A 22267-nucleotide genomic window follows, 5' to 3' on the forward strand; every position below is an offset into this window, starting at 1 on the left:
CACCCGCCACCCGTGCGGGCGGCGGCGATGGGTCCGTATGCCGGGGCCGTTCTCCGCGGCGGCCACGGCCACCAGCGCTTTCATCATGCCTGCACAGAACGGGCTGCCGCCCTTCGACCCCTTCTTCTTCTGTACGACTTCTTAACGCCGCGCCTTTTCCTCACCCCGTTGAAGACCGCTGACCGGCCCTCCGGGATCTCTACGCCTTCTTAACGGCCGGTCGGTCTATGCCTTCGCGATCACCCGGGATCTCCACATCTCTTTCACCTCGGCCCAGCGCCGCGCCGCCTCCGGACCGAGGCGCCCGCGCAGCTCGGCCAGCTTCAGAAGGTTGGCCTCGGCGCCGCTGGTGAGGGTCTGTGCCTCGCCCCGGTAGTGGTCGTCGATGAGGGCGGCCAGCTCCGTGTCGTTCATCACGGGCACGAGGCGCGCCGCCATCTTGTTGGTGTTGCGGTACGACCCCTGGAGGAGGAACGGCGGCTCGGTGCGGGTCGCGTCCGCCTGGGCCGCGGAGGCGATGTAGGCCCGGTTGACGGTGAGCGCGACCGCGCGCACCTGGAGCAGCCCGCGCAGTACGGAGACGATCTCGCGCAGCTCGGCCGTGCCGTAGGGGTGGGTGAGCCGGTCGGCGCGTACGGAGTCGTCGCCCTCGGCCATCCGGATCAGCAGGCCGAGGTCGGCGCGGTCGCGGGCGGCGAGCGGGGCGAGGACGGGGTTGGCCGGGAGCGCGTTCTCGATGTGCGAGTGGGCGAAGAGCGCTTCCTTGCCGCTGAGGACGTCGCCGAGGTTCCACACGTCCGCGCGGTTGGCGAGCATGTCCGGCAGCCGGAAGCGCCGTCCGGACTCGGTGTACGGGTTGCCTGCCATGCACACGGCGAAGCGCTTGCCCCGCAGGTCGTACGTACGGGCTTCGCCGTCCCTGACGCCGTCCATCCGCCGCTGCGCGTCGCACAGCGGGATGAACTTCTGGAGCAGCTCCGGGGAGGTGTGCTGGATGTCGTCGAGGTGGAGGAGGACGTTGCTGCCGGCCTCCAGGGCGAAGGAGATCTTCTCGACCTCCCGGCGGGCGGCGGCGTCGGGGGCCGCGGCCGGGTCGAGGGAGGTGGTGCGGTGGCCGAGGGCCGGGCCGTCCACCTTGACCAGGAGGAGGCCGAGGCGGGCCGCCACGTATTCCAGGAGCGTGGTCTTGCCGTAGCCGGGCGGCGACAGCAGCAGGAGCAGGCCCTGGCTGTCGGTGCGGCGCCCCTCCCCCGCGGCGCCCAGCTGCTTGGCGAAGTTGTCGCCGATCAGCGGCAGGTAGACCTCGTCGATGAGGCGGTTGCGGACGAAGCCGGACATGACCTCGGGGCGGTAGGTGTCCAGGCGGAGCCGGTCGCGTTCGGCGGCGAGGAGTTCGGTGCGGCGCCGGGTGTAGGCACGGTGCGCAGGTACGCGGGTGCGGCGGAACGTTTCGGTCCGGGCGAGCAGCTCGTCCAGCCGTACGGAGAGGGTGCCGCCGGCGGCGATCCGCGGGTGGCTGCCGAGCAGGCCGGGCACGTCGGCGTGGAGGGACGCGGTCAGCTCACGCCGGGCCAGGGCCGGGCCGCAGACCTCGATCGCGGCGGCCTCGGGCAGCGCGTCGGGCGCGGTGCCGCGCGCCTCGGTGTACGCGCCGAGCCAGGCGGTGACGAGCTGGTGGCGGGCGGCCAGGTCCCCGTCGAGGGCGCGCAGGTCCTCGGCGAACTCCTTGACGGCGGGCGCGTCCGGCCCGCCGAGTGCCTGCCGGAACCCGGCCAGCAGGTCGCGGGCGGCGGCACTGGTGGCGAAACGGGGGCGGCCGACGGCCGGGCCGGACGGCCGGCCCGCCGCGCCCGGCTCCCCCGCCGCGCCCCGCTCCCCCGCGTCGGCCGGCCCGGCCAGCTCGGCCATGAGGTAGTCGCCGAGGCCGGAGAGGGGCGCGGGGACGGTGACGGCGTCGGAGGTGGCGGCCGGGGTGGACGTGGCGGAGTCACCCGCGGGGACCGGCAGCCCCGCCTCCCGCAGGAAGCCCTCCGCCTCCTCCTCGATCTCGGCGGACAGCGTGCCCCACCCCGTCGGCGGTCCGAAGACGGACCGGGCGCGCGCCAGGGAGTGGGCGCGCGTGGTCCACAGCGCGCGGGTGCGGTCGTCGGTGCCGTATGCCCAGAAGAGCTGGGCCGCCGCGCGCAGATGCGGCGGGTAGCGCAGAGGCCCGGCAGCGGTGTGCAGGCGGAGGAGGGCGGCGAGGATCGCGGTGGCGTCGTGGTCGTGGACGCCCCGGTCGTACCCCTCGTCGTAGCGGGTCTCGGCCACCCGGCGGACCAGCGGCAGCAGCGCGTCGGCAGCCGCCGCCTCCCGCAGCGCGGCAAGATCCGGAATCACCGCGTCCCCGTCCGTACCCCGGTACGCGCCTGCCTCCGCCCCCGCCTCGGCGCTCGCGAGGATCAGCGCGGCCAGGTGTTCGGCCCGGTAGACCTGCGGTGATTCGGAGACCAGCGGCTGGTCCCAGAAGGCGCGGTGGGCGGACAGGCGCGCGTCGTGGACGGGCGCCCGGAAGTCGGTTCCGGTGACGGCGTACGCCAGCCGGTCACCGTGCGGGACCAGCGTCAGGTCGACGGGCTGGGTGTTGACGGCGAAGCGGTGCCGGCCCAGCCGGATGGTGCCGGTGCCGTCGTAGAGGTCGGTGCGGTCGCGCAGCGCGCGGGCCGCTTCCTGGCGCGCGGCGGCCAGGCGCCCGTCCAGCTCGCCGGCGCGGACGCCGTCGCCGAGGTCGCGCAGTTCCGCGGCGGTGGCCCGGACCTTCGCGACGAGCGGGTCGGCGGCGAAGAAGGCGTTGACGTCGTCGAGGGAGGTGAGGGCGGCGACGCGGCGGGTGACGGTGGCCAGGACGCGGCCGGCGGACCCGGCGAGCCGGTCGGTGTGCCGGGCGCGCTCGTCGAGCCGGGCCTGCTTGCGGGCGGCGAACGCCTCCTGGATCTCCTCGCGCTGGGCGGCGATCCGCTCCAGGTGCTCGTCGGACGCGCCGAAGCGCGCTTCGAGGTTCTCCAGTTGCAGGAGCAGTCGGCCGAGTTCGTCGTCGCACTCCTCGGGGGTGCCGGCCGCGGCCAGCGCGCCCGCCACGGACTGCCCGAGCAGCGCGAGCTGGGCCGCGAACTCCTCGCGCCCTTCCGCGTCGAGCAGGTCCCGCCGCCGGGCATCCAGGGTGGCGCGGGCGCGGTTGACGGCGCCGAGCGCGTCGCCCGCGCGGGTCAGGACGGCGGTCCGTACGGTGGTGTCCGCGATGTCGAGGGTGCCCACGACCTCGGTGACGACGCGCAGCCCCGCGGCCTGTTCGTCGATGCGCGCGGCCAGCGGTCCGGCGTCGGCGGCGGTGGCCACCGCGGCGGCTTCCCCGGTCAGCTCGGCGACGGCGCGGTGAGCGGCGGCGAAGGCGTCCTCGCCGCTGAGGAAGGCGATGGCCCGGCGCCCGGCGGTGGCCAGGTCGTCGGCGAGCCCGTCGGCCAGTTCCGCGAGCCGGTCCAGGTCGATGTGGCGGGTTTCCCGCAGGGTCTCCAGCCGGCCCTGTGCCTGGCGCAGTTCGGTGAGGCCGCGGATCCACGCCTCGGCGGTGGTGGGCTGCTCGCCGCGGATGCGCCGGACCAGGGCGGTGGTGTGTTCGGCGGCCTCCGCCAGCGCGGTCGCGGCCTGTTGCCGCAGTTCGGTGACGCGTGTGAACTCCTCGACCACCTGGGCGGCGGCGGCCCGTACGGCTTCCAGCGGCTCGCCCAGCGCGCCGAGCGCGGCCTCGTCCAGCCAGTGGTGCCGGTCGGCGACCCGGGCCGCCGCCGCGGCGATGGCCTCGAACACCGGGCCCGCCGGGGCCATGTCGGTGGCCATCCGGGCGACCGAGAGCGCGTCGGACACCCCGCGGACCAGCTCGGCGTTGCCGATGCGGGCCAGCGGGCCGCCGCCGGCCGGCTGCGCCGCGGCGTGGGCGTCGGAGGTGAACGGGGTGCGCCAGATCTGGACCGGGTGGACCCGGCCCGGCTCCGGGGTGCCGCGCAGGACCGCCAGGGTGCCGTCGTCGAACAGCGCGTGGCCGTACGCGGTCAGCGGGGTGGCGGCCTCCTCGCGGACGAGGTTGTACGGGAGGAGCAGGGTGCGGCCGTCGGCCCGGTCGTGGAAGGCGTAGAGGACGTCCTCGCCGTTCGGGGAGCGGTGTTCGCGGTCGAAGGCGAGACCGGTGGTGTCGGTGTCGAAGGTTTTGGTGGTTCCGGTGGTGAGGTAGTGGCCGCCGGGAAAGACGATGCCCTGGTCCTCGGGCAGCGCGCGGCACGCCTGCCCGATCGCGTCGATCCGGCGTACGTCCTGCGTGCGGGTGTTGAAGACGAGATGGCGGTGTGCGGACTCCTTGTACGGACGGACCCGCACCAGAATCAGCGGCCCGACGCGCGCGTGCGCGACCTCGGCGTCGGCGAGGGACTGGAGCGGTTCGTCCACCGGCTCGGAGTAGAGGCCCTCGGCCGTCTCCGTGTCCGGCTCGGCCTTCAGGGTGAGCGCACCGCCGACGGTCGAGAGGAAGACCTCGCCCTGCACGGAGAGTTGCGGGTAGCGGCCGGGTACGTGGTCCTCTCGGGTGGCGGGCGTCCACGGGAAGTCGTGGGCGGGCGCGGCGGTGTGGTCACGGTCGCCCTTGGCGTCCAGGTAGACGGGTGCGGCGCGCTCCGTTTCCCCGGTGGCGGGAAGCTTCCAGCGCAGTACACGGAGGTCGTCGAGCCGTTCGCCGGTCTGGAAGACGGCGAGCAGCAGGGCGCCGGTGCGGCGGAGCCGGAGCAGCCGGGCCTGCCGGTAGTAGCGGTACAGCTCGTCGAAGTCCCGCTGGAAGCGCGGGTCGTCCAGGAGGCCGGGCAGCGCGTCGGTGTCCGCCGGTTCGAGGCGTACGTCGTCGTCACTGACGTGGAGGCGGTGCAGGGCGAAGACGTCCGGGACGGCGGTCGTCGGCGCGCCGGGCTCCGGCAGCCCGTTGCGGCCGGTCAGCAGCAGGCCGCCGACCGCCACCGCGTCCCGGAGGACGGCCGCGCCGGCGGTGTGGACGTGGCCGGTGCCGAGCAGCGCGAGGTCGGTGCCGCCGAAGGTCTCGACGCGGCGGGCGTTGAGGGCGCGGGCCCGCTCGGCGAGATCGGCGGCGGCGCCCGCGAGACGGTCGCGCAGCACCTCGTACGTGCCGTCGGCGAGGTCGCCTCCGCGGCCGGTGTCCTGGGGCGGTGTGCCGTCGGGACGCTGCGGGCCCCGGCCCGCGTCCCGGGCGTCCGTCTCCGTCATGAGGTCCTGCACGAGTTCCTTCTCCTCCCTGCACGCGGACTGTTCCTCCGGTCCGCGCCCACTCAGCGCGCGCTCACCGGCTCCCCGTCTCCGCTGTTGTGTGGTGGCCGCGCACGGGCGCCCGCCCGTTCCCGCGCGCGGCCGTACTCCCGGCGGCTACTTCGCCGCCACCGCCGCGCCGTTGGCCGGGGACGGTGCCGCGACCGCGTCGGCGATCCGGGTGTCCGCGAGGCCGTTGACGTGGGCGGCGTCCAGCAGGCTCCGGAGCTGTCCGGCCTGCGGGCCGCCCCGGTCGATGAGCTTGGTCAGGGCCCCGGCCAGGGTCAGGTCGCGCAGCCCGGCCGCGCCGAGTCCGCCGAGCATCGTGGTCAGGTCCTTGGTGAAGGTGGACCCGTTCTCGTCCAGCCAGGGGCCGGCGGCCGTACGGACCGTCTCGGAGCGCTCCACCAGTGCGTCCAGCCCCTTGGCGGCGCCGATCGAGCCGGCCAGCCGGTCGAAGAAGACGCTCTCCCCGCCGACGATGTCGATCTTCGCGTTCTCCAGGCCGGTGGCCAGCACCTTCGCCTGGACCTCGGCGATCTCCCGCTGGGCCGCCAGGCCCGCCAGCCGGACCTCCTTGTCGGCGGCCACCCGCAGCCGGTACTCCTCGTGCTCCCGGCTCGCGGCGTCCAGCGCGGCCATCGCCGCGGCCTTCTCGGTGAGCCCGGCCGCCTCGGCCCTGAGCAGCGCCTCGGCCGCCGCCGCCTCGGCCCGGCCCGCCTTCTCGACGGCCGCCGCGTCCCGCTCCCGTACCTCCGCCTCGGCCAGTCCGGCGGCCGCCGCCTCGGCCCGGGTGCCCTCGGCGAGCCGGATCCTGGCCTGGGCGTCCAGGTCGGCGGCCTTGCGCCGGCCCTCGGCCAGCGTCAGTTCCTCGGCGGCGCGGTGCGCGGCGGCCTGTTCGGCGGCCTCGGCCGCCTTGATGTCCTTGACCAGCCGCTGCTGTGCCTCGGCCTCGGCGCGGATGACCAGCGACTGCCGCTCGCGCTCCGCCTCCTCGACCGTACGCAGCTTCTTGATCTCTTCTTCCTGGGCGGCGACGGTCTTCTCGACCGCGATCCGCTCCCGTACGACGTCGGCGATCTCCCGCTTCTCGGCCTCGACCTCCTTGTCGGCGGCGATCCGGGTCAGCTGGGTCTCCCGCTCGCGGGCGATGACCTCCAGGAGGCGGTCCTTCTCGATGCGCTCGTTCTCGATGGCGATGACGCGTTCGCGGTTCTTCTGCGCCACCGCGATCTCGCGTTCGCGGTTCTCGTTCTGGATGCCGAGCGCCTCTTCCGTTTTGAGGTGCGCGGACTGCGAGCGCAGCCGCTCCTCGGCCTGGACCCGGGCCGTCTCGGCCTCCTCCTTGGCGCGTACGGTAGCGATCTCGCGCTGCTGGCGGATCTCCGCGTCGGCCTGGCGGCGCTCCAGCTCCAGGACGGCCTCCCGGGCGTCCACGTTCTGCCGGGTGATCTCCTTCTCCTCGTTGCGCCGGTACTCGTTGGTGCGCACATGCTCGATCGCGGTCAGCTCGGTGATCTTGCGGATGCCCTGCGCGTCGAGGATGTTGGCGGTGTCGAGCTGGTCCAGCGGGGTCTGCTCCAGGTAGTCGATGGCCGCGTCCTCCAGGCTGTAGCCGTTGAGGTCGGTGCCGATGACGGCGATGATCCGGTCCCGGAACTCGTCGCGCTTGGTGTAGAGGTCCTGGAAGTCCAGCTGCTTGCCGACGGTCTTGAGCGCCTCGGAGAACTTGGCGTTGAACAGTTCCTGGAGCGTGCCCACGTCGCTGGCCCGCTCGGTGCCGATGGCCTGGGCGACCTTGACCACGTCCTCCCGGGTCTTGTTGACCCGGACGAAGAACGCGATGCGGATGTCGGCGCGGATGTTGTCCCGGCAGATCAGGCCTTCGTGGCCGGTGCGGCCGATCTCGATGGTCTTCACCGAGATGTCCATCACCTCGGCCCGGTGCAGCACCGGCAGCACCACCGAGCCGGTGAAGGTCACATCGACCTTGCGGTACTTGGAGACGATCAGGGCCTGGCCCTGGTGGACCTTGCGGTAGAGGCGGGTGAGGGCGAGGACCATGACGAGCACGATCAGTACGGCCACGGCGACGGTCACGCCGATTCCTACGGTGATGGCATCCATCGGAACATCAATCCCTGCGGTGTGTCGGGAGGTTCGACGGGCGCGGCGGTGCCTGCGGCGGCGCGGCGCGCTCCGGTCGGTGGTCGGTCGGCGCCCGGGCGGCCGCCGTACGGGTCCGGTCGGTGTCCGTACGAGTCCGGTCGAATCCGGTCAGCGGCCGTATGGGTCCGGTCGGTTCCGGTCGGGTCCGGTCGGCGCTCAGGCGGCCGGGCCGTACGGATCCAGGGCGGCGTCGAAGGGCGCGACCCGGAAGAACTCGCCGTCGGCGTCGTAGTCGAAGATCAGCGCGCTGCTGCCGGCGGTGAGGCCGGTCTTCTCCGTACGGACCTGGATGACGGCCGTCGAGCCGTCGTCGGCGCGCACCTCGGCCTGGCCGAAGTCGGACGAGACCCGGCCGGTGCGGATGACGCACACCCGGCCGACGAAGTCGCCCCGGGAGGCGACCCGTTCAGGAGGCAGCAGGCGGCGGGCCAGGCCGGCCGCGGCGCGGATGCCGATCCAGGCCGCGCACAGCGCGAGCACCAGCGCGGCGGCGCGCATCGGCAGGCTGTCGGTCAGCGCGGCACCGGCCAGGGACACGGCCCAGGCGATCAGCACGCCGAGCGAGAGGGCGACCGTCACGGGCAGTCCGGCGGGGCCGGCGGAGCCGCCGTCGACACCCTCACCCCCGTCGAGGATGTCGACGCCTGCCCCGCCGATCAGCACCAGCAGCCAGTAGACGGCCACCACGAGCAGCGCGAAGGTGAAGAGCACGGCCGGGAAGGCGAGCGCGGCCCGTGTGAATGCCCCGAAGTCGCCCATGGCCGTCCGTCCCCCCGTTCGCGGTGTTCCTGCCGGTTCCTTGATGGTGGCAAGGGAACAGGGGGCCGCACATTGCCGGATCCCGGCAATCTTTATACGTTCCTGATGTCCTGTTAACGGGCAGTGGTCTTGCCGCCGCGGGTGGCCGGAGGGTACGAATAGCGGCCGGTTTCCGCCCCGCAGCGCGGCCTACAGGGGCTTGTCCGGCCAGCCGAGCAGCCGCGCGCCCATCGCCGCCGTTTCCAGGGTGAAGCGCTGGAGGGCGTCGGCCGGGTCGTAGCCGGTGAGGAACTTGATGCGCTCCAGGCGGTACGACAGGGTGCGCACGCTGACCTTCAGGCGGCGGGCCGCCTCGGCGTTCACGTACCCGGCCGCCGCGCACGCGCCGATCGTCTCCAGCAGTGGCCCGGCGCCGCCGCGCGACTGCGTCAGCGGGCCGAGGACCGTCCGCACGAGGTCGGCCATGGCCGCCCGGTCACGCAGCAGCACGGGAAAGACCAGCAGGTCGGCGGCGCGCAGCACCGGTTCGTCCAGCTCCAGCTGCTCGGCCAGCTCCAGCGCGCCGAGGGCTTCCTCGTACGAGCGCACCACGCCGCCGGCGCCGGAGTGCGCCCGGCCCAGGGCCACCCGCCGCGCGCCGGGCCGGCCCACGTCGGGCCAGCGGGCGTAGGTGGCGAAGGCGTCCAGCACGGTGCGCTCGCGGCTCGCGCCGACGCAGATCAGCCGGCCCTCCTTGGTGGTGATCAGTACGTCGCGGTCGCCGAACCGGCCGAGCAGTTCGCGTTCGACCCGGCGGGCGACCGGGTGGATGTCGTCGAAGGGCTCGTCGCCCTCGGCCACCGCGACCGCGTGCTCGTGGGCCAGCCGCAGCCCGAACCGCTCGGCGCGCTCGGCCAGCCGCCCCAGGTCGCTGCGCCCGTACAGGAGGTCGTCGACGAACTCGCGGCGCTCGGCCTCCTCCTGCCGTACGGCGAGCCGCTGCGCCCGCTCGTGCCCCTCGCCGAACGCGGCGATCGCGGCGTCCACCGCGCCCAGCACGGCGTCGCCGGTGCGGGCCCGCTCCGCGGCGCCCGCCGCCCGCGCCACTCCCGGCAGCGTGCCCCACACCCGCCGGGTCTCCCCCAGGAAGAGCCCGACCGCTTCGCGCAGCCCGTGCCCCGACTCGGCGGCCCGCTCCCCCAGTTCCCGCAGCGCGTCCAGCTCCGTACGCCGGGGCAGCCGCCCGGTGTCGGACACCTCGGCGAGGAGCGTGGTGTACCCCTCCAGGAATTCCGGGGACATCCCGCCGTGCTGCACCGTCCGCTCTCCTCGCCGCCGCGCCGTTTCTCCGCCCCGGCCTTCGGGGCGGGTCCATCCTGCCGGACGGCGCCGGGAGCGCCGGAATCGGTACGGTCCGGTGCGGTACGGCCGGAGTGGGACAGCCGTAGCGGTACGCCCGTAACGGGGCGAACGCTGCCGTACGGCCCGTGACGGCGGGCCCCTCCTACACCTCCTGCGGTGCCGGGCCGGCGGTGTGCGGGTGCCGGGCGACCAGTTCGCCGAGTCCCTGGCGGGTGACGACGAGCAGGACCCGGTCCTGGGGACGCAGCTCATAGTCGTCACCCAGTTCCCGTACCAGCCGGGCCCGGCCACGTTCCGGGGCTTCCGGGGCGGCGGCGGGCGCGGTGTCCGGCGGGCCGTCGGGCGCCGAGGTGTCCACGGCCAGAACGCGCAGCAGGCCGGGCCGGAAGACGTCGGCGATCCTGCGGCCCTCCAGGGCGGCGTGGCCGCGCGCCTCGACCCGGGCGACCAGCAGCACCCGCCGCTCGACGGGGATGGCGCCGAGGATCTGGCGGCCCATCATCGCGCCGGCGAAGGCGGGTGCGGCCAGGAAGCTGACGCTGCGGCTACGGGTACGGGCCTGGGGATGGGCGGCGCGCAGTGTGCGGTAGACGGCGGTGGCGAAGCGGTCGTCGAACAGGCGCAGCGTCACCCGGAGCCGGGGCTTGACCGAGCGGGCATACAGCGCCGCCTCCAGGTTGGTGGTGTCATCGCTGGTCAGGGCGAGCAGGGCATGGGCACGCTGGATTTTTGCGGCTTCCAGTACGCCTTCGTGCGTGACGTCCCCGACGACGGTCGGCACCCGCAGCCGACGCGCCAGCGCGATGCCGCGCGCCTCCGGGTCGGCCTCCACACACACCACGGGGGTGCCCAGCTCATGCAGCCGGGCCAGCACCCGCGTACCGACCTTGCCGAGACCGAGCAATACGACGTGCCCGGACAGCCCGCGGGGCGGCCGGCGTAGCGCGGAGGCGTTGCGGAAGGTGCCGAGTCCTTCCAGCGCGGCGGCCACCAGGACCGGCAGCAGCAGCAAACCGGTGAGGCCGGACAGGAGTTGCAGCACCTTGCGGGAGACCGGCTCGCCGATGGCCGGTTCGTTGATGGCGAAGAGGTCGAGGAGCGAAAGGTAGGCGGCGTGCAGCGGGGAGTCGCCGGTGGTCAGGGAGGAGGCGACGGCCAGGGCGAGGACCGCGCCGACGACGCCGGCCAGCGACCAGCGCAGCCGCCGGGAGAAGAACGTGCCCAGCGGCACACCCCGGCCGCGCAGGCTGACCAGGCCCCACAGGCGGCCCACACCGCTGCGCCGTACCGGGTTTTCGGGGCCGCCCCGGCCGCCAGGGCGCTGCTGGCGGCCCCGGTAGGTGACGGTTTCCAGGACGACGGAGCCGCGGCCCGTGGCCGCGGCGGCGGTGGCCTCGTCGGGGAGGAGTACGGGGCCTTCGTCGGCGGCCGGGCCCTCGTCCGCCCGGCCGGTGCCGCTCCCGGGCGTGTCGGCGGGGAGGTCGGCCGTCGCGGACAGGACGGCGAGCGGGCACAGCCCGGGGGCGGCGGTGCGGGCGGGGCCGCGTTCCACGGCGCGCAGCAGCAGGCCGTCGGCCTCGATGACCTTGCTGGTGCCGGCCACGGCGGTGGCCGCCAGCGCGGGCGCCACGGTGTCGGCGTCGGAGAGCACCGTGGTGGACGCGTCGGCGCCCTCGGTGTCCAGGGCGCCGACGGCCGCGGCCTGGTCGAGCAACTGCTCCAGGTACTGGCCGAGTTTGCGGTTGTAGAGCCGGATCACCAGCCGCAGCCGGGGGTTGAGCCGCCGGGCGCGCAGCGCGGCGTGGATGTTGGTCTCGTCATCGTCGTAGACCAGCGCGAGCGCGCCCGCCGTGCCGATGCCGGCCTCGGTCAGCGCGGCGTCGTCGGCCTCCGGCGCCTCCAGGACCCGTATGGGTTCGTCGGGCGGTTCTTCGGCGCCGCCGACGGCGCCGCCCGAGGCCGGCGCGTTCCCGGGCGCGCCGTCGGGCGGGCCGGACGGTGTGCGGACCATGGCGGCGGAGACGCGGCCCAGCAGCGCCTGGGCCCGGCCCAGCGGTCCGGGCGGCGGCGGGATGCGGGGCCGGTGCGGTTCCCTGGCGGAGGGGACGACGAGCGTGACCCGCTCCCGGTAGACGTCCTTGAGCTCGGCGGCGAGGCGGCGCGCGAGGGCGTCGTCGCCGCAGACGACCATATGTGGGGCGGCTGCGCTGTATTGGGGCTGCTGGGGCACGGTGGACACGACGCTCAGCGTGCCGTACGGAGCCGTCCGTACGCACCTGATCACGACCGGGCGCGGGGCCCGGACCTGGGCGAAGGGGACCGGTCCGGACACGCCGGGCGCTCCCGTACGGACTCCGCCCGCATGATCACCGATCAGATTCCGGTCCGTACCGCAAGGAAACTTACCCGAAGCTTATGTTCTCTTGTCGCGTTCTTAACGCCCGGGACGGCCGTGCGGGCGAACCGCGTGGCCGCACCGGCCGCCATGCCAGGTAGCGTGGTCGCCGAACACGCCAGGTACGAAAGCAGCCGGCGTCACAGCACAGGAAAGGTGCGAGGTAGGGGCCGATGCACATCGTCATCATGGGGTGCGGGCGGGTGGGTTCCGCGCTCGCACAGACCCTGGAGAGCCAGGGTCATACGATCGCGGTGGTCGACCAGGACCCCACCGCCTTCCGCCGTCTGGGCTCCGCCTTCGGCGGCCGCCGGGTGACCGGAGTCGGCTTCGACCAGGACACGCTGCGCGAAGCCGGGATCGAGGAGGCGGGTGCCTTCGCCGCCGTCAGCAGCGGCGACAACTCCAACATCATCGCGGCCCGGGTGGCCCGCGAGATGTTCGGCGTGGCGAACGTCGCGGCGCGGATCTACGACCCGCGCCGTGCCGAGGTCTACCAGCGCCTGGGCATCCCGACGGTGGCCACCGTGCGCTGGACCGCCGACCAGATGCTGCGCCGGCTGCTGCCCTCGGGGGCCGAGCCGCTGTGGCGCGACCCGAGCGGCGGCGTCCAGCTCGCCGAGGTGCACACCTCGCCGGCCTGGGTGGGCCACAAGATCAGCAGGCTGCAGGAGGAGACCGGGGTGCGCGTGGCCTTCCTCACCCGTCTGGGTGAGGCGATGCTGCCGACCTCGCAGACCGTCCTCCAGGAAGGCGACCTGGTGCACGTGATGATGCGCACCGACGAGGTCGAGAAGGTGGAAGCGGTGTTCGCCGAAGGGCCCGAGGAGGCGCACGCATGAGAGTCGCGATTGCGGGCGCGGGCGCGGTGGGACGGTCCATCGCGGGCGAGCTCCTGGAGAACGGCCACGAGATCCTGCTCATCGACAAGGCGCCGACGGCGATCTCGGTCGAGCGGGTGCCGCTGGCGGAGTGGCTGCTGGCCGACGCCTGCGAGATCACCTCGCTGGACGAGGCCGCGCTGCAGCGCTGCAACGTCGTCATCGCGGCGACCGGCGACGACAAGGTCAACCTGGTCGTCTCGCTGCTCGCCAAGACCGAGTACGGCGTGCCGCGGGTGGTGGCCCGGGTGAACAACCCCAAGAACGAGTGGCTGTTCAACGAGGCGTGGGGCGTGGACGTCGCCGTCTCCACGCCGCGCCTGATGTCGGCGCTGGTCGAGGAGGCGGTGAGCGTCGGCGATCTCGTACGGCTGCTGCGCTTCAGCCACGGCGACGCCAACCTCGTGGAGCTGACCCTGCCGCCGGAGGCGGCGCTGGCCGGCACCCGGGTCGGCGACGTCGAGTGGCCCGAGGACACCTCCCTGGTCACGATCATCCGCGGCAACCGGGTGCTCACGCCGAACAAGGAGGACGCGCTGGAGGCGGGCGACGAGCTGCTGTTCGTCGCGGCCCAGTCGCGCGAGGAGCAGCTGGAGGACCTGCTGTCGGTACGCCGCGAGGCGTGATCGCGGGCGGGCCGCCGAGCGGCGGACGCAACAGGGCCGGGAACCGTGTGGTTCCCGGCCCTGCCGCGTCCGTGCGGCCCGGCGTCAGCGGCGGTGCCGGGGCGTCCGGCCCGGCTGCTCCGCGGCCAGCGCCTGCGGCGTGATGTCCTTGGCGAGGTCGTCGGCCACCCCGTCCAGGATGCGGTCCTCCAGCGTCGCGCGCTCGCGCGCCGCCTTCGCCTCCTCCTCGGCCTTCTCCTTGGCCTCCATCTCGGCGAAGACGTCGATCGGCGCCGGTGCCTTGGCCAGGAACAGCCAGGTCAGCCAGACCGCCAGCAGGAACGGCGGGATCTTCAGCGCGATCAGCACCCAGCCGAGGTGGGTGGTGTCCGCCCACCAGTACAGCGGGAAGAGGATCGCGCACTTGGCCAGCAGGATCAGGCCCCAGGCCCAGCTGGCCTTGGCGTACGCCTTCTTGCGGCCCGGGTTGCGGGTGCGCCAGGAGAGGTTCTCCTTGAACACCGGCCCCAGGATCAGGCCGATCAGCGGCGCCCCGGCCAGCGTGGTGACGATGTAGGCGACGCCCAGGCCCAGCGTGTAGAGCATGCCGGGCAGGTAGAAGTCCTTGGCGTTGCCGGTCATCATCGCGAAGACCACGCCGAAGGCCACCCCGAAGACGCCGCTGAAGGCGTGCTTGACGGTGTCCTTGCGGACCAGGCGGGCGGCGGCCAGCACCAGCGAGACGGCCAGCGCGGCGATCGCGGAGAGGTGCAGGTCCTTGTTGACCGTGTAGATCGTGACGAACAGCAGGCCGGGCAGGACGGTCTCCACCATGCCGCGTACGCCGCCGAAGGCTTCGAAGAGGGCCGCCTCGGTGACGGCTCTGCCGTCGGGGGCGCCGTCCGGCTCCCGGGCCGGCCCGTCGGCCGGTCCGGTGGTTCGCGTGGATCGGTCGTCAGACGTCACCGGCTACTCCTGTCCGAGTGGTCGGAGTTCGTACTTCGGATTGAACAGCACCCGGCGTCCGTGGCTCATGGAGATCCGGCCCGAGGCGATGAGCTTGCGGCCGGGCTCTATGCCGGTGATGGCACGCCGGCCCAGCCACACCACGTCCAGCGCGGCGGAGCCGTCGAACAGCTCCGCCTCCAGGGCGGGCACACCGGCGCGCGGCCGCAGGGTCACATGCCGCAGGGTGCCGGTGACCTTGACGATCTGCCGGTCGTCGCAGTCGCAGATGCGCGTGCAGCCGGTGTTCTCGGCGTCCTGCTGGAGCTCGGCGGACTCCAGCTCCTCCTCGGAGGAGGAGAGCCTGTCGAGCATCCGGCGGAACCGGCCTGCCGGCTTCTCGGATCGGGTCCCAGCACTCATGAGGCCAGCGTACCGGTGCGCGGGCCCCGGGATCACGGCTGCGGAGCGCGGCGCGCGGTCCGGGCGTGCGCGCCCCTGCGGCCCGCCGTACACTCCCGGCGCCCGCGCCCGGTCACTGCTCGAAGCGGTAGCCCATGCCCGGCTCGGTGACGAAGTGCCGCGGGTGCGAGGGATCGCTCTCCAGCTTCCGGCGCAGCTGGGCCATGTAGACCCGCAGGTAGTTGGTCTCGGTGCCGTACGAGGGCCCCCAGACCTCCTGGAGGAGCTGCTTCTGGCTGACGAGACGTCCCGTATTGCGGACCAGGACCTCCAGGAGATGCCACTCGGTCGGCGTAAGGCGGACGTCCCGGCCGCCGCGGTTGACCTTCTTGGCGGCGAGATCGACGGTGAACCCGTCGGTCTCCACGATCACCGCGTCCTCGGCCGGCCCGGTCGGCTCGGCCCGGCGCACCGCGGCCCGCAGCCGGGCCAGCAGCTCGTCCATCCCGAACGGCTTGGTGACGTAGTCGTCCGCCCCGGCGTCCAGCGCCTCGACCTTCTCGTCGGAGGTCTGCCGGGCGGAGAGCACCAGGATCGGTACCCGGGTCCAGCCCCGCAGCCCCTTGATCACCTCCACGCCGTCCATGTCGGGCAGGCCCAGGTCCAGGACGATGACGTCGGGGTGGCGGGCGGCGGCCAGCTTGAGGGCGGTGGCCCCGTCGGGGGCGGCGTCGACCTCGTACTTGCGCGCCTTCAGGTTGATCACGAGGGCCCGTACGATCTGCGGCTCGTCATCGACCACAAGCACCCGGTTCACTGTCGTTCTCCTCGTGGTGGGGAAACCCGCCGGGCCGTGCCCGCGGGGTGTCGGCTGGAAGGCGGCTCCAGGGGGCCGGGAGGCGTCTCGTGCGGGGCCGCTCCATGGCGGGCCGGGCGCGCGCTCACGTCGTCGCCTGGGCCGGGAGGTCGGGCCGCACCGGCGGACGGCCGGGCGCGGCACGCAGGGTGAGGACCATGGTCATACCGCCGCCGGGGGTGTCCTCGGCGGCGAGCGTGCCGCCCATCGCCTCCGCGAAACCGCGGGCGACGGCCAGGCCCAGACCCACGCCCGCGCCGCGCGGCGCGTCCCCGTACCGCTGGAACGGCTCGAAGATCCGGTCCTTGGCGCTGTCCGGCACGCCGGGGCCGCGGTCGGCGATACGCAGCTCGACGCGGTCGCCGAGGGCGCTCGCGGAGACCAGCACCCGCTCGCCGTCCGGGCTGTACTTGACGCCGTTCTCCACGAGATTGGCCACGGAGCGCTCCAGCAGGCCCGGGTCGACGGCGACGATCGGCAGTTCCTCGGGGATGTCGAGGGTGACGCTGCCCTCGGGGACGCCGCCGAGGGCCATCGGCACCACCTCGTCGAGGTCGATCTCGCGGATCAGCGGGGTGACGGTGCCGGTCTGCAGGCGGGACATGTCCAGCAGGTTGCCCACCAGGTGGTCCAGCCGGTCGGCGCCCGCCTCGATGCCCGCCAGCAGCTCCGCCTCGTCGTCCTCGGACCAGGCCACGTCATCGGAGCGCAGCGAGGTCACCGATGCCTTGATGCTGGCCAGCGGGGTGCGCAGATCGTGGCTGACGGCGGCCAGCAGCGCCGTACGGATGCGGTTGCCCTCGGCCAGCTCGCGGGCCCGCTCCGCCTCGCCGACCAGCCGCTGGCGGTCCAGGACGACGGCGGCCTGGGCGGCGAACGCGGCCAGCACCCGGCGGTCCTCGGCGGGCAGCACCCGGCCGGTGAGCGCCAGCGCCATGTGGTCGCCGACCGGCATGTCCACGTCGGCGTCCTCGGGGCGCAGCAGCGGCTTGGCCTCCCGGTCGCCGTCCGGAGCACCGCCCACCCGGCCCGCGCAGGTCCACGGTTCGACGTCCCCGGCCCGCTCCAGCAGCGCGACCGACTCCATGCCGAAGGTCTCCCGCACCCGTTCCAGGAGCGCGTCCAGCGTCGTCTCGCCGCGCAGCACGCTGCCCGCCAGGAAGGAGAGGATCTCCGACTCGGCGCGCAACCGGGCCGCCTGGTGGGTGCGGCGGGCGGCCAGGTCGACCACGGAGGCGACCGAGACGCCGACCGCGAAGAAGATCACGATCGCGACGATGTTCTTGGGGTCGGCGATGGTGACCGAGTGGGTGGGCGGGGTGAAGTAGAAGTTCAGCAGCAGCGAGCCGACGGCGGCAGCCGCCAGCGCCGGCAGCAGCCCGCCGACCAGCGCGGCGGCGACGGTCAGGAACAGGAAGAGCAGGACGTCGTTGGCCAGCCCGGGGCCGTTGTCGATGGCGGTGAGCACCAGTGAGAGCAGGACCGGTGCCACCACGCCGAGCAGCCAGCCGGCGATGATCCGGGCCCGGCCCAGCCGGGCGCCGCGCGCGACGGGCAGGCCGCGCCCCTTGGCGACCTCGTCGTGGGTGACGATGTGGACGTCCAGGTCGGGGCCGGAATCCCGGGCGACGGTGGCGCCGACGCCCGGCCCGAAGACGTACTGCCACGTCTTGCGGCGGCTGGAGCCCAGCACGATCTGCGTGGCGTTGACCCCGCGCGCGAACTCCAGCAACGCGTTCGGTATGTCGTCCCCTATGACATGGTGGAACGTCCCGCCGAGGTCCTCGACGAGAGTGCGCTGCACGGCGAGTTCCTTGGGCGAGGCGGAGGTCAGCCCGTCGCTGCGCGCTATGTAGACGGCGAGCACCTCGCTGCCCGAGCCCTTGGCCGCCATCCGGGACGCGCGGCGGATGAGCGTACGCCCTTCCGGGCCGCCGGTGAGGCCGACGACGATGCGCTCGCGCCCCGCCCAGATCTTGGACACACTGTGCTCGGAACGGTACTGCTGGAGATATTCGTCGACCCGGTCGGCCACCCACAGCAGCGCGAGCTCCCGCAGAGCGGTCAGATTGCCCGGCCGGAAGTAGTTCGACAGGGCGGCGTCCACCTTGTCGGGCTTGTAGATGTTGCCGTGCGCCATCCGGCGCCGGATCGCCTCGGGCGACATGTCGACCAGCTCGATCTGGTCGGCCCGCCGGACGATCTCGTCCGGCACGGTCTCGCGCTGCCGCACACCCGTTATCGACTCGACCACGTCGCCCAGCGATTCGAGGTGCTGGATGTTGACCGTCGAGATCACGTCGATCCCGGCCTCCAGCAGCTCCTCGACGTCCTGCCAGCGCTTGGCGTTACGGGAGCCGGGCACGTTCGTGTGCGCGAGCTCGTCCACGAGCGCGACGGCCGGCTTGCGCCGCAGCACCGCGTCCACGTCCATCTCGGTGAAGGCGGAACCGCGGTACTCCAGCTCCACGCGCTCGATCTGCTCCAGCCCGTGCAGCATGACCTCCGTACGGGGCCGGTCGTGGTGCTCGACGAACGCCACCACGGCGTCCGTCCCGCGCTCCACCCGCCGGTGCGCCTCGGACAGCATCGAGTACGTCTTGCCGACGCCCGGTGCCGCGCCGAGGTAGATCCGAAGCTTGCCGCGTGCCATGGCCCCATTGTCTTACGTCGAAGCCGCCCCCACCGGGCTGACCCTGAGCCGACCCTACCGACCACAGAACGCCACAAAAGGCGCAGGTGGGGGATGGGGAGTGGGTCTTTACGGGACTCTGATACGGAAGCCAGGTCCTGGCCCGCGATCTCCCCGTTCCCCGGCCCGCACGTTCAAGTCCGGAGGCACAGTGCAAGAACGTGCTCTTGCCCGATCCGGACGGGCCCATGACAGCGGCGAACGTTCCGTAGGGCAACTCCGCCGTGACGTCGTCGAGCACCACGACAGCGGCTTTCCCACTGCCGTGCGACTTGGTCACGCCGCTGAGGCGCACCGCCCAGGGGACCGCCGCGCCTGGGCATGCTCCTGTGGCCGGTTGTGGGCCGCCCCGTCCTCATGGTGGCGGTAGATCCCCGCGCCTGCGTGCTTGTCGCTCACCGACTCCGCGACCATGGCAGCCATGACCGACGTACACACCCATCTCGCACGCACCGCGGAACTCGACGCGCGTACTCGCGCCGCGGCGAGAGCTCTTCTCCATGACGTCTTCGAGGGCGATATGACCGAGGAGGACTGGGATCACGCGCTGGGCGGGGTGCATGCTCTCGTGTGGGAGGGGGGCGAGTTGATCGGGCATGCCTCCGTTGTGCAGCGTCAGATGCTGCATGATGGGCGGTCCCTGCGCTGCGGGTACGTGGAAGGGGTCGGCGTGCGCGCGGACCGGCGCGGGCGGGGGCACGGGGCGGCGATGATGTCGGCTCTGGAGCGGGTCGTGCGGGATGCGTACGATTTCGGGGCCCTCAGTGCCTCCGACGGAGCCGCCACCTTATACGCGGCCCGCGGTTGGCGGCCCTGGCAGGGGGCCTCGTACGTCCTCTCCCCGTCCGGCCTGAAGCGCACCGAGGAGGAGGACGACGGCATCCACGTTCTGCCGGGGGCGGTGCCCTTGGATCTGGCGGGCGACCTGGCCTGCGACTGGCGGAGTGGGGACGTGTGGTGAGGCGGTCGGACCGGCGGCAGGCCCGTCCGTGCGTGCACGGTCGGGCCTGCGGACCTGGGGCGGGCCGGTGGTGTCCGCCGGCCGTACGGGAGCGCCTTACGGCTACTTGGTCCCGGTCAGCTCCCTGAGCCCCACGTTCAGCTTCAGCACATTCACCCTCGGCTCCCCCATGAAGCCCAGTACCCGGCCCTCGGTGGTGTCCTCGACCAGGCGTTCCACCTTGGTGCGGTCCAGGTGGTTCTCCTTTGCCACCCGGTTGACCTGGAGTTTCGCGTAGGCCGGGGAGATGTCGGGGTCGAGGCCGGAGCCGGAGGAGGTGACGGCGTCGGCCGGGACCTCGGACTGGGGGACGCCGTAGGTGCCGGCGACCCACTTCTTGCGTTCCTTGACGGCGGCTATCAGGTCGGTGTTGGTCGCGCCCTGGTTGGTGGCGCCGGAGACCTGGAGGTCGTACTGGGTGTTGACGCCGTTGGTCTTGTTGCTGCCGAGTCCCGCGGACGGGCGCGGCTGGAAGTAGCGCAGGTCCGGGATCGGGTCGCCCTTGCCGTCCCGGCCCTTGTCGTAGCGCTGGCCGAGGAGTTCGGAGCCGACGGCCTTGCCGTTCTGCGTCACCTCGGAGCCGTTGGCCTTGCTGTTGAAGGCGGCCTGGGCGATGCCGGTGACGACCAGCGGGTAGAGCACGCCGCAGACCACGGTGAGGACGAGCAGGGCGCGCAGGCCGGCGCCGAGGAGCCGGCCGCTGTTGCGTACCGCGTTGTTCATGAGGGAGTCACCCGATCCCGGGGATCAGCGAGATGAGCAGGTCGATGAGTTTGATGCCGACGAACGGGGCGATCAGGCCGCCCAGTCCGTAGATGCCGAGGTTGCGGCGGAGCATCCGGTCCGCGCTCACCGGGCGGTAGCGCACGCCCTTGAGGGCCAGCGGGACCAGCGCCACGATGATCAGCGCATTGAAGATGATCGCGGACAGGATCGCGGTCTGCGAGCTGTGCAGCCGCATGATGTTGAGGGTGTCCAGGCCCGGGTAGGCCACCGCGAACATCGCCGGGATGATCGCGAAGTACTTCGCGACGTCGTTGGCGATCGAGAAGGTGGTCAGCGCGCCCCGGGTGATCAGCAGCTGCTTGCCGATCTCGACGATCTCGATGAGCTTGGTCGGGTTGGAGTCCAGGTCCACCATGTTCCCGGCCTCCTTGGCGGCCGAGGTGCCGGTGTTCATGGCGACCCCCACGTCCGCCTGGGCCAGGGCCGGCGCGTCGTTGGTGCCGTCGCCGGTCATCGCGACCAGCTTGCCGCCGGACTGCTCGCGCTTGATGAGCGCCATCTTGTCCTCGGGCGTGGCCTCGGCGAGGAAGTCGTCCACGCCCGCCTCGTCGGCGATGGCCTTGGCCGTCAGCGGGTTGTCGCCCGTGATCATGACGGTCTTGATGCCCATCTTGCGCAGCTCGGCGAAGCGTTCGCGCATGCCGTCCTTGACGACGTCCTTGAGGTGGATGACGCCCAGGACGCGGGCGCCCCGCTCGTCCTCCAGGGCGACCAGCAGCGGCGTGCCGCCCGCCTCGGAGATGCCGTTCGCCAGCCGGTCGGCGTCGTCGGCGACGGTGCCGCCCCGCTCGCGCACCCACGCGATGACCGATCCGCTCGCGCCCTTGCGGACCCGGCGTACGGCGCCGTGCTCGGTGACGTCCACGCCCGACATGCGGGTCTGGGCGGTGAAGGGCACCCACGTGGCGTCGACCAGCTCGCCCTGGTGGCGCTCGCGCAGCCCGTACTTCTCCTTGGCCAGGACGACGATGGAGCGGCCCTCGGGCGTCTCGTCGGCGAGCGAGGAGAGCTGGGCCGCGTCCGCGACCTCGGCCTCCGTGACGCCCTTGACCGGCACGAACTCGGCTGCCTGGCGGTTGCCGAGGGTGATGGTGCCGGTCTTGTCGAGCAGCAGCGTGGAGACGTCGCCGGCGGCCTCGACCGCGCGCCCGGACATCGCCAGCACATTGCGCTGGACCAGGCGGTCCATGCCCGCGATGCCGATGGCCGACAGCAGCGCGCCGATCGTGGTGGGGATCAGGCAGACCAGCAGCGCCAGCAGGACGATCATGGGCTGCTCGGCGCCCGCGTAGACCGCGAACGGCTGGAGCGTGACGACGGCCAGCAGGAAGACGACGGTGAGCGAGGCGAGCAGGATGTTCAGCGCGATCTCGTTCGGCGTCTTCTGCCGGGCGGCGCCCTCGACGAGGTTGATCATCCGGTCGATGAAGGTCTCGCCGGGCTTGGTGGTGATCTTGACGACGATGCGGTCGGAGAGCACCTTCGTACCGCCGGTGACCGCGGACCGGTCGCCGCCGGACTCGCGGATGACCGGCGCCGACTCGCCCGTGATGGCCGACTCGTCGACCGACGCGACGCCTTCGACGACATCGCCGTCACCGGGGATGATGTCGCCGGCCTCGCAGACGACGAGGTCGCCGATGCGCAGGTCGGTGCCGGGCACCAGCTCCTCGGTGCCGCCGTTCAGCCGGCGGGCCACGGTGTCCGTCTTGGCCTTGCGCAGCGTGTCCGCCTGCGCCTTGCCGCGGCCCTCGGCCACCGCCTCCGCGAGGTTGGCGAAGAGCACCGTGAGCCAGAGCCAGGCGGCGATGGCCCAGCCGAACCAGTCCCCCGGCGACATCAGCGCGAAGACCGTGGTCAGCACCGAGCCGACCTCGACCACGAACATCACCGGGGACTTGACCAGCACCCGGGGGTCCAGCTTGCGCACCGCGTCCGGCAGCGACCTGACCAGTTGCTTCGGGTCGAAGAGACCGCCGCCGACACGGCCGTCGCCGTCCGGCTGGTGTCCGCCGGGCACGTCCTGGTGGGGCGCGCGGGTCGGTGTTGCGGTGGTCATGGAGCGGTGCTCCTCTTGCTGTACGTCGTTTACGTCGGTG

The 22267-nt window shown here is 73.0% G+C and carries 14 protein-coding genes; 3 read left to right on the top strand and 11 right to left on the bottom strand.

The features are described from left to right. Positions 1 to 225 precede the first annotated feature (225 nt). From ACH4FX_RS21005 to ACH4FX_RS21025, 5 genes are all read right to left on the bottom strand, one after another. On the bottom strand, positions 226 to 5298 hold the full coding sequence (locus tag ACH4FX_RS21005; RefSeq protein ID WP_398481250.1) for a DNA repair ATPase: 5073 nt from the start codon (positions 5296 to 5298) through the stop codon (positions 226 to 228). 156 nt (positions 5299 to 5454) lie between these two features. Beyond that, positions 5455 to 7464, bottom strand: coding sequence for a flotillin family protein (locus ACH4FX_RS21010; RefSeq protein ID WP_398481048.1), 2010 nt, complete (start codon positions 7462 to 7464; stop codon positions 5455 to 5457). Between the two features lie 198 nt (positions 7465 to 7662). After that, entirely contained in the window at positions 7663 to 8265 is a 603-nt protein-coding gene (locus tag ACH4FX_RS21015; RefSeq protein ID WP_398481050.1) for a hypothetical protein, read from the bottom strand. Between the two features lie 189 nt (positions 8266 to 8454). After that, entirely contained in the window at positions 8455 to 9546 is a 1092-nt protein-coding gene (locus tag ACH4FX_RS21020) for a PucR family transcriptional regulator (protein ID WP_398481251.1), read from the bottom strand. A 202-nt stretch (positions 9547 to 9748) separates the two neighbouring features. Then, a complete protein-coding gene (locus tag ACH4FX_RS21025) occupies positions 9749 to 11797 on the bottom strand; it encodes an NAD-binding protein (RefSeq protein WP_398481253.1) in 2049 nt (682 codons plus the stop codon). Positions 11798 to 12174: 377 nt separating this feature from the next. Here ACH4FX_RS21025 and ACH4FX_RS21030 point away from each other — a divergent pair, with 377 nt between their 5' ends. Together ACH4FX_RS21030 and ACH4FX_RS21035 are read left to right on the top strand one after the other, a co-directional pair. After that, a complete protein-coding gene (locus ACH4FX_RS21030) occupies positions 12175 to 12843 on the top strand; it encodes a potassium channel family protein (RefSeq protein ID WP_398481051.1) in 669 nt (222 codons plus the stop codon). After that, positions 12840 to 13508 (top strand): TrkA family potassium uptake protein, encoded by a 669-nt coding sequence (locus tag ACH4FX_RS21035; protein WP_030021240.1) that lies wholly within the window; start codon positions 12840 to 12842, stop codon positions 13506 to 13508. Before ACH4FX_RS21030 ends, ACH4FX_RS21035 begins: the two co-directional genes overlap by 4 nt. 84 nt (positions 13509 to 13592) lie before the next feature. Here the strand turns inward: ACH4FX_RS21035 and ACH4FX_RS21040 are convergent, their stop codons facing one another. The 4 genes from ACH4FX_RS21040 to ACH4FX_RS21055 all read right to left on the bottom strand — a co-directional run bounded on the left by ACH4FX_RS21040 (position 13593) and on the right by ACH4FX_RS21055 (position 18343). Beyond that, positions 13593 to 14453, bottom strand: a complete 861-nt coding sequence (locus ACH4FX_RS21040; protein WP_398481053.1) for a DUF3159 domain-containing protein — start codon at positions 14451 to 14453, stop codon at positions 13593 to 13595. A gap of 3 nt (positions 14454 to 14456) precedes the next feature. Continuing rightward, entirely contained in the window at positions 14457 to 14855 is a 399-nt protein-coding gene (locus ACH4FX_RS21045) for an OB-fold nucleic acid binding domain-containing protein (protein WP_398481055.1), read from the bottom strand. A 112-nt stretch (positions 14856 to 14967) separates the two neighbouring features. After that, a complete protein-coding gene (locus tag ACH4FX_RS21050; RefSeq protein WP_398481057.1) occupies positions 14968 to 15651 on the bottom strand; it encodes a response regulator in 684 nt (227 codons plus the stop codon). Positions 15652 to 15775: 124 nt separating this feature from the next. Next, positions 15776 to 18343, bottom strand: coding sequence for an ATP-binding protein (locus ACH4FX_RS21055; RefSeq protein ID WP_398481059.1), 2568 nt, complete (start codon positions 18341 to 18343; stop codon positions 15776 to 15778). A 460-nt stretch (positions 18344 to 18803) separates the two neighbouring features. Between ACH4FX_RS21055 and ACH4FX_RS21060 the strand changes: the two genes are divergently transcribed. Beyond that, positions 18804 to 19343 carry a GNAT family N-acetyltransferase gene (locus tag ACH4FX_RS21060; RefSeq protein ID WP_398481061.1) on the top strand — a complete coding sequence of 180 codons (540 nt, stop codon included), beginning with the start codon at positions 18804 to 18806 and terminating at the stop codon, positions 19341 to 19343. Positions 19344 to 19445: 102 nt separating this feature from the next. On the opposite strand, the gene kdpC is transcribed toward ACH4FX_RS21060, so the two are convergent. Then, on the bottom strand, positions 19446 to 20105 hold the full coding sequence (kdpC, locus tag ACH4FX_RS21065) for a potassium-transporting ATPase subunit KdpC (protein WP_398481062.1): 660 nt from the start codon (positions 20103 to 20105) through the stop codon (positions 19446 to 19448). A gap of 7 nt (positions 20106 to 20112) precedes the next feature. Further along, complete coding sequence (kdpB, locus tag ACH4FX_RS21070) at positions 20113 to 22227, bottom strand: potassium-transporting ATPase subunit KdpB (RefSeq protein WP_398481255.1); 2115 nt, start codon at positions 22225 to 22227, stop codon at positions 20113 to 20115. Between the last annotated feature and the right edge of the window lie 40 nt (positions 22228 to 22267).

The organism is Streptomyces sp. NPDC018019, assembly GCF_044327805.1.
Taxonomy (GTDB): domain Bacteria; phylum Actinomycetota; class Actinomycetes; order Streptomycetales; family Streptomycetaceae; genus Streptomyces.

Coding starts and splice junctions, on each gene's coding strand:
- ACH4FX_RS21005 (WP_398481250.1), bottom strand. CDS start 5,298: ATGACGGAGACGGACGCCCGGGACGCGGGCCGGGGCCCGCAGCGTCCC.
- ACH4FX_RS21010 (WP_398481048.1), bottom strand. CDS start 7,464: ATGGATGCCATCACCGTAGGAATCGGCGTGACCGTCGCCGTGGCCGTA.
- ACH4FX_RS21015 (WP_398481050.1), bottom strand. CDS start 8,265: ATGGGCGACTTCGGGGCATTCACACGGGCCGCGCTCGCCTTCCCGGCC.
- ACH4FX_RS21020 (WP_398481251.1), bottom strand. CDS start 9,546: ATGTCCCCGGAATTCCTGGAGGGGTACACCACGCTCCTCGCCGAGGTG.
- ACH4FX_RS21025 (WP_398481253.1), bottom strand. CDS start 11,797: ATGGTCGTCTGCGGCGACGACGCCCTCGCGCGCCGCCTCGCCGCCGAG.
- ACH4FX_RS21030 (WP_398481051.1), top strand. CDS start 12,175: ATGCACATCGTCATCATGGGGTGCGGGCGGGTGGGTTCCGCGCTCGCA.
- ACH4FX_RS21035 (WP_030021240.1), top strand. CDS start 12,840: ATGAGAGTCGCGATTGCGGGCGCGGGCGCGGTGGGACGGTCCATCGCG.
- ACH4FX_RS21045 (WP_398481055.1), bottom strand. CDS start 14,855: ATGAGTGCTGGGACCCGATCCGAGAAGCCGGCAGGCCGGTTCCGCCGG.
- ACH4FX_RS21055 (WP_398481059.1), bottom strand. CDS start 18,343: ATGGCACGCGGCAAGCTTCGGATCTACCTCGGCGCGGCACCGGGCGTC.
- ACH4FX_RS21060 (WP_398481061.1), top strand. CDS start 18,804: ATGACCGACGTACACACCCATCTCGCACGCACCGCGGAACTCGACGCG.
- kdpC (WP_398481062.1), bottom strand. CDS start 20,105: ATGAACAACGCGGTACGCAACAGCGGCCGGCTCCTCGGCGCCGGCCTG.
- kdpB (WP_398481255.1), bottom strand. CDS start 22,227: ATGACCACCGCAACACCGACCCGCGCGCCCCACCAGGACGTGCCCGGC.